This is a genomic window from Calditrichota bacterium (assembly GCA_020637445.1).
Classification (GTDB): Bacteria; Electryoneota; RPQS01; order RPQS01; family RPQS01; genus JABWCQ01.
This window is the reverse complement of record JACJVZ010000003.1, coordinates 123338-137145: the sequence shown is the minus strand read 5'-3', so window position 1 is coordinate 137145 and position 13808 is coordinate 123338. Positions and strand designations below refer to the sequence as shown.

Here is a 13808-nt window from a genome sequence, read left to right as displayed (position 1 = left end):
CCTTATGAATGGTCGGACGGCTCTTCGTGCCGCCGCAGCTTGATATAAAATGTTGCCCCTTCGCCCGCTTTACTGCGCAGCGTCAAATCCCCGCCGAACCTGTGAATCATGTCGGTCGATATCGAAAGCCCGAGGCCCGTCCCTTGGCCCTGCGGCTTCGTCGTGTAATAGGGGCGAAATACTTTTTCTTGAAGAGTCTCCGGAACTCCCGGACCGTTATCCGAACACGACAAAATCACTTCGTCTTCGTTGACGTTTTCAACCTTAATCGTGATCTTCGCCGGATTCGTTCCGCGCTTCTGCGGTCTGTCTTCACCGAATGCTTGAATCGCGTTCTGAAGCAAGTTCACAAGAACTTGACTCAGTCCGGTCGCCGACGCCGTAATAAGCGGAACGTCGTCCGCCACTTCCGAGATGATCTCGCACTTGCCGCGGGCTTCGTGCCGCACGAGCATCACTGCTTCGTCGACCACGGGTTTGATGGCGACGGATTGCAGCTCTCCGTCGTCCGTTCTGCCAAACGACTTCAGTGTCGTCAACACCGCTTCGATGCGACGGCTGGCCATGTCCACGCCGTTGATCGCTTCGCCGGCTTTTTTGATAAACATCTCTGCCGGCATCTTTCCGATCATGCCGCCGGACGCCGCTGCCGCTTGTATCATCACGGCCTTGACCGCGTCGAACATCATTTTCAAGTTCGCGGCATTCACGCGACTGAACGTATTCGGATTCTGAATTTCGTGCGCCACGCCAACAGACAAATTGCCGATTGTGGCAAGGCGTTCACGGCGAGCTTCAAACAACACAGCCTGTTCATCTGCAGTGATATCCCGCAAGTCGACCAAGTAATGATCGGTGCTGTGCACAAGCTGGGTTATCTCCCCGCTTATCAGACGTTCGCTGCCGCCGATCTTTTCTTTTACCCGGAATTTCCCGCGTCCGTTGCGCAGAGCCTTCTCGAGCTCGTGAATCAAATGCGGATAAGGCTCGTCTGACAAGCCGCCGCCCGCGGACGCGAGGCCCACGCTGATGTGACGGCCCAGTGCTTTCTTGCGATAGTCCGGATCGCTGATTTCTAACAGCGATTCGACTTTCTTATTTACTTTCCAAAGCGTCAGCGAGCGGTCCACTACCACTAAAGCGTGCGGAAGCGAATTCAGAATTTCATGCTCACGCTCTATTATCTGGCGTTCGAGTCGAGCGACTTTGATCAACTGCAGCAGCGGAGTGGGATTCACCTTGCACTCTTCGCTGTCCATGATCTCGTCGGACGGCCCGAGTTCTGTCGATTGGTTTTCCGCCGCAAGTGTCGGTGTCAGCACTACGGCCAATGGATGAATCAACCGCGGAATTCGCAGCGCGTCCAGAATCTCGTCCAGCGTCAATTCACCATCCAGGCTATCCAGCCAGAGGACGTCTGCAGAACTGTCAGCGATCATACCCAGCGCTACTACCGTGCCTCGGACTTCACGCACCTCTATCCCAAGTTCGACCAATTTGTCCAACATGGGATCGCGTTCCTTCCACTGGGATGCGACCCACAGCAAATGCCCTTTGGAATTGTGAGTCGAGTCTGCTGCTAAGCTGACATTTGTTGATGTGAGCGTTTCTTCCAATTCCGTTCCTTGTTGACCTGAAGACACTCTGCAAGGAGAGTGCCACTAAAATTAGAGGGCGATGTCGCGAAATTGCCTCCCAATTATTAGGCAGTCTCTGCCTGTCTAATTGTATACCTATGTAAACCATAAACTTAAACACTATGCAGATATTGTCGAAAGTAGCGACTCAAGCTGCTTTCGGCTTGACAGCCTGAGAATGGTCGCCTATATTGGTTCGCTTTCAGCCATCAGTGCTATATTTGCCACTAAGGGCTGGGAACTTGTGCCGGGTCTGGCGGGTTTTGGGAACGAACTACCCGTTCGGACGCGTCAAAATTGTCATAATTCGGGAAATCCGCCTATGGCTCCGCGGGCCAAATCACCCACTTCGAAGACTCAGAAAAGCAAGAAAACTGCCGATCCGAAGCCCAAACGTGCTGCAACTGCCGCGCCTAAGGAGAAGTCTGCGCCGTCCGACACGAAGCCGACCAAAGCCAGAAAAACTACAGAAAAAGTGCCGAAGACGACCAAGAAGACCAAGAGTGAGCAGGTGGTTGAGCCGGAAAGCTCGGCTGCTGACGCTTCGATCGAAGTGGAAGCTGTCACGCCCAAAAAGGAACGGGGCCGGAAGCCCGTTGTCGAGAAAACGGAAAAGCCCAAGGCAACCAAGAAGAAAGCTAAGGGCCAGACGGACGATGAACTCGACGACGTGGACGTCTTAGACGATGAGCCCAAACAGCGCGGCAACAAAAAAGCCGCCAAAGACAGTGATGACGACTTCGAAGATGACGATCCAAGCGATGAAGAAGAAGATTTCGACGACGATGACGATGATCGTCCGGCCCGCGGTCGGGGGAAAGACGCCGCCAAAAAGGGAGTTCGCGGCCGCAAGCGCAGCGCAACGGAAGAATTTCTCGAAGAAGACATGGCCGAAGAAGAGGAAACTGAAGACGGTGAAATCCTCGATGACCTCGATCCTTTCGCCAGCACATTAATCCTCGATCCCGAGCTCGGCGGTCCGCCTGCCGCCGGGGCTTCTCAGTTACCACCGCGTCCCAAAAGGCTCGCGCCCCGTCAACTTATTTGTGTCGACTGCGGGCAACAATACGGTTGGCTGTCTATCGAGAGGGTCTGTTTTAACTGCCTCAAAAAGCGAGTCGCCCAACGCAAGAAAGACGAAGACTACTCCGGCTATGGCGGCGGCGATGACAGCGGCGGAGATGATGACTACTAAGTTTCTGTAATTTCAAGAATTCGAGTCTCTTGCCTTTCTGGTAGACTCTTCGTATATTCTAAGTCTGTTGCAAACCACGAACTAACCGCTGCCCGGAAGGAGGTGAACTTTTAGCCATGCCATTTGTCAAAGCCCGTGAGGGTGAACCCATGGAGCGCCTCGTGCGCCGCTTTCAGAAGGCCTGTGAAAAGTCCGGAATCCTTTCCGAAGTCCGCCGCCGCCAATTCTACGAAAAACCCTGTGAAACGGCCAAGCGTGAACGCAGCCAAACCGAACGCAAAATTCGCAAGATCAATCGCATCCTGCGTAATCGCTAAGGCAATTGATGATTCTGAAATCGCCCGCACAGTCCGCTGTCCGGGCGATTTTCTTTGATACCCCTCTTGCACGTCAGACTCTGCTTGGGTATTTTGTACTTAGAGTCTTTCACCAACGTTCGGGGGGAGCGTATGCCGGATTTGTCCTATGGATCACACGGTCCTGATGTTCGTGAACTGCAAGAGTTGCTCTGCGAGCGCGGCTATGCTGTTGCGGTAGACGGTGATTTCGGCGGCAAAACAAGAAATGCCGTCAAGGCCTTTCAATCGCAAAATCTCGATCAACTTGGTCAACCGTTGGTGGTCGATGGAAAAGTCGGTCCGTTGACATGGTGGAGCCTCACTCATCGCAAACCTCTGATCGAAACCGTCGCGGCCGTCGATTACGGCAGAATGCCGCCGCAGTCCGCCGGTGGAAGCAGATTCGGAAGAGCTGCCCTAAAGACTGCAATCAATGAACTGAATCTCGGCGCGGGCGAAGAAGGCGGCAACAACAAAGGCAAATGGGTGCGAAAGTATTTGAATGGACTCGCTCCCGAAGGCTCAAGTTGGTGCGCCGCCTTCACAAGTTGGTGCTACAGTCACAATTCGCAGGGCATGCCGTTTACGTATTCGGTCGGTGCCCGCGATATACTGAAACAATTCAAAGACCACGGTTGGACTCACGAACCGAATTCGGGATATTCTCCCGAACCCGGTGATATCGTTGTGTGGTGGCGCGTGCAAGCGAGCGGATGGCAGGGCCATATTGGTTTGGTACATTCGCTCAAAGATGGAATACTCTACACCATTGAAGGAAACAAGAGCCCAAAAGTGCAGGGATTCTCGTACGTTCTCAGCCGCATGGAAAAACTGCTCGGCTTTGGACAGGTCCCCGGTTAAACCATAGGTTATGCATATCCTCGACGTCCTCATTATCTTCTTGCTGGTCGGTTTCGGAGTCGGTGGTATCCGGCGCGGATTCCTGTTTGAGCTGATGATTACCATCGGCCTCGCAGTGAGCCTCTTTCTCACGCTCTATTTCAGAGGTGAACTGCAGGCACTCGCGGGAAAATTCGCCGAGCCGGGATGGGAACTGCGCTGGGCTTCCGGACTGATGTTCCTGTTGTTCTTTTTGATTATCTACCTCGTGTTCGCCTACATGGGAAACAAACTCCACCAGTGGATCGACGGGACGAAACTCAAATGGCCCGATCGCATCTTAGGATTGGCGGGAGGAACTGCCAAAGGAATCTTCCTGCTCGCAGCCTTGGTGATGGTCATTCAGTGGGCCGACGTGAGCGGACAAATGACAACCTTCATGAATAAATCCAAACTCATCCGCGTCGGAAAAAAGGCCGTGCACAGTTTGACACATTGGGAGAGCTGGGAAAAACGCAATTGGGTATGATCGGCGACGAAACTTTGTTCGCGCTCGAATGGGAGCGCGTGATTCATATTGCAGCGGACTCGGCCGCTTCGTCTTTGGGGGCGGAGCGGCTTTTAGCACTCGAAGTGCCGTTGTCGCGCAACCGCGCGGACCTCGTACTGCTGCGCACCAACGAAATGGTGCGTGTGCTCACCGAGACCGACGGCGGTTTGCCCATAGACGGTCTGTCGGACATTCGCGAATCGCTGAAGAGCGCCGGTGTCGAAGGAGCAAGTCTCGACCCGCTCGACTTGCGAAAAATCGCCGAGACTTTGGCGTGCACCAACCGTGTCCGTCTCCAACTCCATTCCCGCGGAGAAACGTTGCCCGAGCTTGCGGGCCTTGCCAATCGATTGTGGGATCATGGCGGCATCGCGCGCAAAATCGAATCATCGATTGATCAGGACGGAGAACTCTTCGATGATGCGTCGCCCGAGCTGAAACGGCTGCGCGGTGATCGCCGCAAGGAAAGCAAGCATCTCGAAGACCGGTTAGGTTCCATCATGCAAAAGTGGGCCGAGCAAGGTTACTTGCAGGACAGCGTGGTGAATTACCGCGACGGCAAACTGGTCCTGCCCGTGCGTGACGACGCCAAAAACAAAGTGCAGGGTGTGATGGTCGACACCAGCGCGTCCGGCGCGACGGTGTTTTTGGAACCTGTTGAAACTTTGCCGATCTCCAACAAGCTGCGGCAAATCGAACTCGAAGAGAAGCGCGAGATTCACAAAATCCTGCTGAAACTCACGGCGCTGGTGCATGAGAGTTTGGAAGAAATTGTGCTGTCACTCGAAATCATGGCCGAGTTCGACGAGCTTTATGCCCGCGCCAAACTCGCCCTAAGATGGGAAGGCATCGCGCCGGAACTCAATGACACAGGCGTCATTCGACTATGGCGTGCGAAGCATCCGCTCTTGCTCGAACGTGTGCACGAAAAGAAACTTCAAACCGTGGTGCCGTTGACGATTGAGATCGTTCCGCCCGTGCGCAGCGTCGTGATTTCCGGTCCCAATGCCGGAGGAAAAACGGTTGCATTGAAGACGGTCGGTCTGCTGAGCCTGATGGCGGGAGCAGGTTTTTTCATTCCCGCGGCTTCCGGCAGTCAGCTTCCGCATTTCGCAAGTATCTGGGCGGACATCGGCGACGCGCAATCTTTGGAAGGTGACCTCTCGACGTTCACCGGACACGTCGCGCGGCTGCGCAAGATGACCGAAGAAAACGCGTCACCAAAACTTCTGCTCGTAGATGAAATCGGTTCGTCTACGGATCCAGCGATCGGAGCGGCGCTCGCGCAGGCCACCTTGCTTGAATGGACCATGCAGGGTGCCGTGAGCTTAGTCACGACTCACCACGGTGCGCTGAAAGCCTTCGCGCATGAAACCGATGGCCTTCAAAACGGTTCAATGGCTTTCGATGAAGAGAGCCTTGTTCCCACATATCATTTTAGAGAAGGACTTCCCGGTTCCAGCTATGCGCTGGAAATTGCTCAGCGAGTTGGTTTTCCGGATCGCGTTCTGAAACGTGCACGAGGATTTTTGGATCAAGGAGCCTTGGGGCTTGAAGAACTCGTCAGCGAACTCTCGCGCAAAATCGAAGATTACGAGAAATTGCGCCGCGAGTCTGACCTGAAGCTCACTCAATACGAAGCCCTCTCAAAACTCTATCAGGATCGCACCGAAGAGCTGAAGAAAACCAAAGCTCAAGCGAAGAAACAAGCGCTCGCCGAAGCCGAGAAGCTCGTCGAAGAGTCCCGCAAGGAAATCGAAAACCTCGTGCGCGACATTAAAGAAAAACAGGCGGAGAAAGCCGCCGTCACCTCCGCGCGCAAAAAGCTGCGTGAACTGCGTTCCAAAGTCGACGTCGAAGTCAAGAAGACGGCTAAGGAACTCAAAGAGCCTGTTCCTGAGCGAAAGAAACTAACCAAGATCGAACCCGGTGTGCGCGTGGCCGTCGAGGGAGTGGAGGGGGAAGGTGTCGTCACGAATGTCAAACGCAGCGGCAAGCAAGCCGAAGTCGAGATGAACGGTATGCGGCTGTGGTTTGACACGACGAAACTTTATGAGCCCGCACCGGCGCAAAAGAAAAAGTCGCCCCAAGTGCGAGTAAACGTGAAGATGACTGACGAGCGCATCACGGGTGAACTTGATCTGCGCGGCAAACTTGGCGAAGAAGCGATTCCGATCATTGATCACTACCTCGCGGTCGCTTCCGAACACCGTTACCCGTCCGTTAAGATCATTCACGGCAAGGGCACAGGCATGTTGCGTGTCCACGTGCGTGAATTCCTCGAGACACATCCCCTCGTAAGAAGCATGTATGACGGCGGTGCCAATCACGATGATTTCGGCAGCACGGTAGTGGAATTGCATTAGAAGACAGGTGGGGTCTGAATCGTTTGAGGCGAGCTTTGCTCGCCTCTTTTTTGTACCGGATAAATTTCTAAATATTTAAAACACAATTTATTATACAATTTACCGAAGTGGAAGTATTTCTTGACAAATTAAGTTGTCGGTTGTATATTGACACCCATGAACGCACTACGACTAATAACCGAGCTGGATGTCGCCGCAGGACTCCTGAATCTCGAACGGCAAGAGTTGCTTGAACTCTTGGCCGAACCCAACTCCGCAAGTTCGCTGGCCCGCATCACCAAACGGCCCCGCCAGCAAATTAACTATCATCTGCGCGAACTGGAAAAGCGCGGACTGATTAAGCACGTTGAAGACCGCAAGCGCGGCAACTGCGTCGAGCGAGTCCTCGTGCGCGCGGACGAATCGCTGTGCATCAGTCCGTCCGTGCTCGGTGCCCTCGCACCGGTACCCGAGCGCGAGCCCGACAAACTCTCTGCGAACTATTTGATCGCGACGGCCGCCAAACTCATCCGCGAGTTGGGACATATCGCCATGCACGCCGGAAAGAAAAGAAAGAAGGTCGCGACCTTCACGTTGTCGGCGGAGGTTCGCTTCGCATCACCCGAAAAACGCGCCGAGTTTGCCCGCGAAGCATCTGACGCGCTCGCTCGCATCAGCGCCAAATACAATGATGACCAAAGTCCTGAAGGCCGCACGTTCAATTGGATTTTCGGAGCCTATCCCGCAATAACCAAAGACCTTGAAGGAGAATAAACATGGCCGTATACAAACTCGTCGAAGGCGAGCGGCGATCCATCGTGGGCGAATTTGAGTTCGATCTTCCAGTGGAAACCGTCTGGGCAGCACTCACTGACCCCAACCAAATCGCCAATTGGTTCTGCTTTCGTGCGCGCGTTGAAGGAAAAGTCGGCGGTGAAATCGAATTCGATTGGAAACCGTTTTTCGATTTCAACTGGATTGACAACATCTCAGTGTGGGAGCCCAACAAGCGGCTTACCTTCGTACCCAAACCCGAAACACTGTCCAAGGATAAGTCTATCGCTTACACCTGCGACTTCGTCATCAAGAGCGACAAAGGCAAGACGACGCTAAGGATGGTGCAGTCGGGTTTCACGACCGCTGCGAAGTGGGATGATGAATTCGATTCCTTCTTCGGCGGTTGGACATACGAACTCTATTCGTTGTCGCACTATCTGACTTACCACTACGGCAAGAAGCGTAGTATGCTGAAGACGAGTACGATGTTCGACTCGGCCGAGAGTGAAAAACCCTATGAACGGATTGTCCATGCTGAAGGGCTGTTCGAGGGCAAAACCCTTAGTGAATTGAAAGTAGGAGGCCGTTACAAAGTAAAACTGTCTGACAAGGATACCATTGAAGGCGTCGTTGTGCAGGCGCAGCCGCACGGCATGGATCAGTTCGCTGGTACCGTAGAAAACTGGAATAACGGTCTCTTCAGAATCGGCTCAGGGTCCAAATTCTGTTTTACTTGGTTGGCCCTCTATGACTACAAAGATCAGGACGTCGTTCATCTCGAACCTCTGCTCAAAAAGAAGTTCGAACAAGCGCTGGCCGTGACCGCATAGCATTCGGTTTCTTCGAGAACAAAAAGCGGGCGACCCCATTGGGCCGCCCGCTTTTATTCGAGTAACAAATGCCTACTTCAAATACAGCAGCTTCGTCGTTTCGACACGAGCGTTTGACGTCGCACGCACGAAGTACAGACCCGCCGCGCCTTCCGGTGACCACTGAATGCGGTGCATACCCGGAGTCAAATTCGACAAGGTGCGGCTGTAAACTTGACGGCCCAGCACGTCGCTGATCGTCACTTCGATCTCACGGGCGCTGCCCACCGACAACTCGATGTTCGCGATACCGTTGAACGGATTCGGATAAGCGTTCGTCAAAGCAAAAGACTCGGCGACCGTCACCGGGTCGTCGCCCACGGCGGAACCCGTCACTACGTCGCTCGGATAGCGGAACGTGATCTGATAGTCCGTGTCATACGGCGAAGACGTGTCAAACTGCGTCAAAATTCCGCGCACCGTAAACGCGCCGGACGGCTGCGAAACCGTGCCCACTTGCGTGTCACCGTCGATGCGTGCCGTAAACGTACCGGTACCGTCCGTAACCGTGATGTTCGCGTTTTGTCCCGCGCCCGTCGGCCACGGGTCACCGCCGACTACCGTGCAGTTGCGAATCTCAACCAGCATGCCTTCAAACGGTTCGAACGGCGAGGTTGCCGTCAAAACCTGCGGAGTCACCGGAACGTTGGATCCCAGAGCTTCCACGCGGAATGAGCAGTTGCCGGCACCTGACGCCACGATTTCCGTCAATCCATTGTAGTGCGAAACCCAACCCGAAACTTCAACACAATCGCCTTCCATCAAACCCTGCGGAGCAGAACCGCGGAACACATTGACGCCTGCGTTGTCGTCTTGAACGAAGTAGTTCGATTCCGTAAGACTGTCCAAAGTGTAATTGTCGACGTTGACAATACCTCGGAAAATCACAAAATCACCAAGCAGCAGCGACAAACCGTTGTCGTCGTTCTCGCGAATATCTTCCAACACGGCATTGATCGGATCGCACGGCTCACCGCTGTTCGGCTGACCCGGAGTTTGCGTGTCCGTCTGAGCCCAGTCGGCGGCGTTGTCATCCGTATCCGAATGGTCAGGAATGCGAGCCAGCAAGTAAGTGATGCCGCCCGTCGGGAACGGATCGGGTGCGTTCGTGCCGCCTTCGCCGTTGCAAACGTGACCGGCAGCGCAAGGACCATAACAAAGATGGTCAATTATCTGACCGGAACCGTTGCGAAGATTCAATCCGTCGCAGTCGTCGCCGCTTGAAGACCCCGCATTCTGAAAATCACGAGGAGCAACTTGATCAACATTAGGAACACCTGCACCGCCAACGACAAAGTAACCATCGCTGGGAATTTCACCTGAAAGAGCAACTGAGTCATATGCCGCGCCGCCATTACCGTTGATCCCGACGACATACCAACCCGTCAAGTCCGTGCCCGCCGGACCGTAAATTTCCACATACATAATGTTCGTGTCGTCGGTGCCGGGAGTGTCGTACAAAAATTCATTGATCATCACCTGCCCGAATACCGCCGGGGCAAACAAACACAGCAATAAAATTGCCTTCAACCGCATGAGAGTCTCTCCTGATTTATCTCTTGATTCTGTAGAGTCTTTTAACTTCTGTCCACGAACTGCCAGCGTCCGTCCAACTTCGGATGCAGCGGCGAGTGCGTTTTGATGTACTCAATCACGGCCTCACGCATGAACACGCCCGATTCGACGGCGGCTTGACTGCGCAAGGACGCGAGTTTCTCCATTCCTGAATTTCCTTCCAGCAAATAGTCCGTCGTCACCAAGCGATACGTGCCGTTCGGATCATACGGTTTGCCGCCGATTTCCAATGATACCACGCGGTCGCCCCGTTCACGCGAACGGTCCACGCGCACGCGCATTCCCGCAACGTAAAGTCCGCTGCCCCCGTAGGCAACCTTGTCTTCAATCATCTCTTTGACAAAAGCGCCCGTCACTTCGACCGCGCCCAAAGTATTGTCGAACGGCAGCACGTTGAAGACGTCCTGCGGAGTGATGTTCCCCGCTGGCAGGTCCGTGCGCACTCCCCCCTTATTCGTGATGGAAATGTCGCCGTGAAGTTTCCACATCAATGCGTCACAAACCAAATTTCCCAGCGCCGATTCCGCTTCGCCGATGCGCGTGATCGGCTGCTCCGCGACACCGATGCGCTCGTTGAATCCGATCTCTACGCGCGCGACGACCGTGTCGATCGTTTCCGCCACGTCACGCTCGCGCGGGAATTCGTCTGAAAACAAAGTCAGCAAAGTGCCGTCGTCTGCAAAATTCTTCCAGCGCAATAGCTCGCCCGTCGCGACGTCGAACTCAAATTCTACCGCCATCAAATTTGTCCCGCGGCCGTATCCCTGAAAACACGGAGTGTGAGTCACAGGATCCACCCACGGTTCCTTGTAGCCGACGTGAATATCTCCGGCAAACAAAATATCGATGCCCGGAACCCGGCGCGCAAGCTCAAAGGCATTTCGCGTGTAAGGGGACTTCCAGCCTTCTTTTTCATGCCGTTCCAAATCGTCCCAAGCATCCCAGCGGTCATACGGCAACCCCAAATGGCACGCCGCGACGATCACGTCACAACCCATGTTGCGCAAACTGTCGCGGAACGTCGCTAAGGTCGTCGTTTCCGGTGCAAAGTACAAGTTCTTCACGTTGTCTTCAAAACTCGCGCGCTCCGTGCCCGACGTCGTGATGCCGATAACGCCGACCTTCAACGGACCAAAATCACGGATGATATAACTGCCGGTGAAGTGCGTTGTGTCGCCATTTTCGACGTCATAGATGTTCGACGAGATTATTGGAAAGTCCGCTTGATGAATCAGCTTTTCCGTGATCGTCCGGCCCAAATCGAACTCGTGGTTTCCTAACACCCACGCGTCGTAGCCAACTTGGTTCATATAGCGGACGACTGCCGTGCCTTCACTCTTGGTCCCCACTAAAGTTCCCTGAAAAATATCCCCCGTGTCGATCAACAGGAATCCTTTGTTTTGCTTCTGTGCGTAGGCACGCAGCCGCTCAACAAGCGTCGCCAGCGAAGCGCCGCCGCCCAACTGCGGGGGAAACTCCGGATTCATGAATGTCGCGTCGGAAGAGTCCACGCCGCCGTGCACGTCATTCGAATTGCAAATCACGATCGAATAGGTCTCGGCTAAACTCTGTCCAACGACCAAGGTAAACAGCAAAAAGAAAAGAGTGGATTTCATGTCTTGTTGAATAGTCTGGAAACGTTTCGTTTCATTCGCCGACGCAGTCGCTCCCAACGCGTCCGGCCAGCGACAAAATCGGGAGCGCGGTCACCCCATATCAAAGGTCCGTATTCCGCGTAGGCTTCGTCGTTCGCGGCATAAGATGCTTCGCGCAATCTGTTCATCTGGCCTTCCGGATGCACGCGGTACTTCACGAGCACGTCCGGCAGATTCGTTAGCAAATAGTCTCTGCTCAGTCCCCGCAGGTATAAAATCAAATCTTCCGCGACCCGGCTGTCGGGATAGCCGCCCAATTCCTGAATCCGCGAAACACGAAACATAATCGTCGGATGCCACAGCGCGCACATAGTCCGAAACTGCTCACGCAAACCTTCCGGCGTAGTGGCTAATGGAACTGTGTCTCCAGCGTGCTGTCCGTGCTCGTCGATTTTTTCGATCTGTGTGCCGAGAATATCGACTTCAGGATGCGCGTGCATGAATGCAACTTGCTTTTCGAGCCGTGCAGGAATCATCACGTCGTCCGCGTCCATCCTCGCAAGCAATTCTGTTTGCGACAGCTCAAGCAGCCTGTTGCACGTCGCCGCCAATCCCAAATTCTTTGGGTTTTCGACAATTCTGAATCGCGAATCCGCGTGCTTGCGTAAAATCTCCGCCGACTTGTCCGTCGGGCAATCCAGAATCGCCAAGACCTCAAACTCTTTTAGAGTCTGCGCCTTGATGGACTCGAGACACTCGACCAAATAGGCCTCGGCATTGTATACCGGCAATCCGACGGTTACTTGTGGATCCAATCGAGATCCCATGCTAAGGACACGATTCCGCGGAACAGTCCGGTTTCCACCCGGTCACGATCCGTGCGGTCGTCTTCACCATAGAGCGACTGCGGGAAAAGATCGTCCGCCGAGTAGTTCATCTCGCCGAACTCAAGTCCGAAGTCCGCGCGCATATTTCGCAAGATAAATCCGACGCCCGCCGTGAACAACGCGTTCGCGCGGTCCTTGTCATACGGCGACGTCGAGTAAACTATGCCAAATCTCGCGGGAGTGCCCGGCACGACTTGCTGCTCCGCACCGGCTCTGAACTCGAGAACGTCGTTCAACCCGTCCTCGACTTGACTGAATGTGTGCATTTCCGTCTCCAGATAAACCAGAGGCCGGTATTCATTCTGCGGACGGTATTGCAGTCCAACCGAAAGATGGGAGGGATAGGTCACTCGCGATGACCCTGTACTCTGCAGCGACGAATCGCCCGTCGACACCGTATTCGTGAAGTCAAACTTCATCTTCCCGGCCGGGAACAATGCGCGTGCGCCTACGCGAACCCGCGGCGACGCGTCATATGTGAAGCCGAAGTTGACGTCGGCCGGAGTTCCTGCCGGGGAAAAATCCGCGCGGGTGATCATGTCCAGCGAGTCGGGGCTGTCGTAGTACACTCCGTTTGTATATCCCCAGTCACCGGTCATGAACGCTACACTGAATCCGATCGCAACATTACCCTGTGCGGCGGCGGTTCCCACGGCGATCGCGCGCAAGTCGCCGTTTATGTCGTATACGTTGTGCCCCAGTATCTTGTCCTGAATGCCGCCCGACGTGAAGCGGTTGCGCACTTCTTCGTGATAGGTATAGCCGAATTGGTATGCCGAATACGTTCCTACCGATACGACCATGCTCTCAAGATGGTCTTGCTTCAACTTGTAAGCAACACCGCCGTCGAGTTTCGAATACAAATGATCATTGACCGCGTAATTGTTGTAGCCCAACACGCCGTCGAACGCGTCGTAAAACGGATACGACCGGGTTTCCTTAACCCGCGAGACATCCGCGGATAGATCGATATTCCATTGGGTGGATTGATCGGCCAATGTGGACGGATTGCCCATCAATGCGGGCGAGCCAGTTTGATTGGTCAGAAACGTGTGGCCAAGGGCCAGCGAGCGCGGTGAGAAAGCTCCGGGGCGGGTGCCCGTTACATTGTCGGGAAGCGGCGCTTGCGCATAGGAGCAAACGGCAGCCACCATTACGGTTACGAAAGTGCGCAACAGGTTCATAGCTGAGAATATGATA

Annotated in this window: 12 protein-coding genes; 7 read left to right on the top strand and 5 right to left on the bottom strand. The window is 54.3% G+C overall.

Going from position 1 to position 13808, the window contains the following annotated elements; all coding sequences use genetic code 11:
- Positions 1-2: 2 nt before the first annotated feature.
- Complete coding sequence (locus H6507_11460; GenBank protein ID MCB9369716.1) at positions 3-1616, bottom strand: hypothetical protein; 1614 nt, start codon at positions 1614-1616, stop codon at positions 3-5.
- Positions 1617-1959: 343 nt separating this feature from the next.
- Between H6507_11460 and H6507_11455 the strand changes: the two genes are divergently transcribed.
- From H6507_11455 to H6507_11425, 7 genes are all read left to right on the top strand, one after another.
- The gene (locus tag H6507_11455) at positions 1960-2832 is read left to right on the top strand and encodes a hypothetical protein (GenBank protein MCB9369715.1); all 873 of its coding nucleotides are present in this window, start codon (positions 1960-1962) and stop codon (positions 2830-2832) included.
- A 116-nt stretch (positions 2833-2948) separates the two neighbouring features.
- Complete coding sequence (locus H6507_11450) at positions 2949-3149, top strand: 30S ribosomal protein S21 (GenBank protein ID MCB9369714.1); 201 nt, start codon at positions 2949-2951, stop codon at positions 3147-3149.
- Positions 3150-3281: 132 nt separating this feature from the next.
- Positions 3282-4031, top strand: a complete 750-nt coding sequence (locus H6507_11445) for a CHAP domain-containing protein (protein ID MCB9369713.1) — start codon at positions 3282-3284, stop codon at positions 4029-4031.
- Positions 4032-4041: 10 nt separating this feature from the next.
- Complete coding sequence (locus H6507_11440; protein MCB9369712.1) at positions 4042-4539, top strand: CvpA family protein; 498 nt, start codon at positions 4042-4044, stop codon at positions 4537-4539.
- On the top strand, positions 4536-6926 hold the full coding sequence (locus H6507_11435; GenBank protein MCB9369711.1) for an endonuclease MutS2: 2391 nt from the start codon (positions 4536-4538) through the stop codon (positions 6924-6926). Before H6507_11440 ends, H6507_11435 begins: the two co-directional genes overlap by 4 nt.
- Before the next feature lie 156 nt (positions 6927-7082).
- Entirely contained in the window at positions 7083-7679 is a 597-nt protein-coding gene (locus H6507_11430; protein ID MCB9369710.1) for a helix-turn-helix transcriptional regulator, read from the top strand.
- A gap of 2 nt (positions 7680-7681) precedes the next feature.
- On the top strand, positions 7682-8512 hold the full coding sequence (locus H6507_11425; protein MCB9369709.1) for an SRPBCC domain-containing protein: 831 nt from the start codon (positions 7682-7684) through the stop codon (positions 8510-8512).
- Positions 8513-8584: 72 nt separating this feature from the next.
- Here the strand turns inward: H6507_11425 and H6507_11420 are convergent, their stop codons facing one another.
- Genes H6507_11420 through H6507_11405 form a run of 4 tightly spaced genes read right to left on the bottom strand, consistent with a single transcriptional unit; the run spans position 8585 to position 13792 of the window.
- A complete protein-coding gene (locus H6507_11420; protein ID MCB9369708.1) occupies positions 8585-10087 on the bottom strand; it encodes a T9SS type A sorting domain-containing protein in 1503 nt (500 codons plus the stop codon).
- Between the two features lie 41 nt (positions 10088-10128).
- Positions 10129-11742, bottom strand: a complete 1614-nt coding sequence (locus H6507_11415; protein MCB9369707.1) for a 5'-nucleotidase C-terminal domain-containing protein — start codon at positions 11740-11742, stop codon at positions 10129-10131.
- Entirely contained in the window at positions 11739-12548 is an 810-nt protein-coding gene (locus H6507_11410) for a glycosyltransferase (protein ID MCB9369706.1), read from the bottom strand. The genes H6507_11415 and H6507_11410 overlap by 4 nt, the downstream gene beginning before the upstream one ends.
- Positions 12521-13792 carry a hypothetical protein gene (locus tag H6507_11405; GenBank protein MCB9369705.1) on the bottom strand — a complete coding sequence of 424 codons (1272 nt, stop codon included), beginning with the start codon at positions 13790-13792 and terminating at the stop codon, positions 12521-12523. Before H6507_11405 ends, H6507_11410 begins: the two co-directional genes overlap by 28 nt.
- Between the last annotated feature and the right edge of the window lie 16 nt (positions 13793-13808).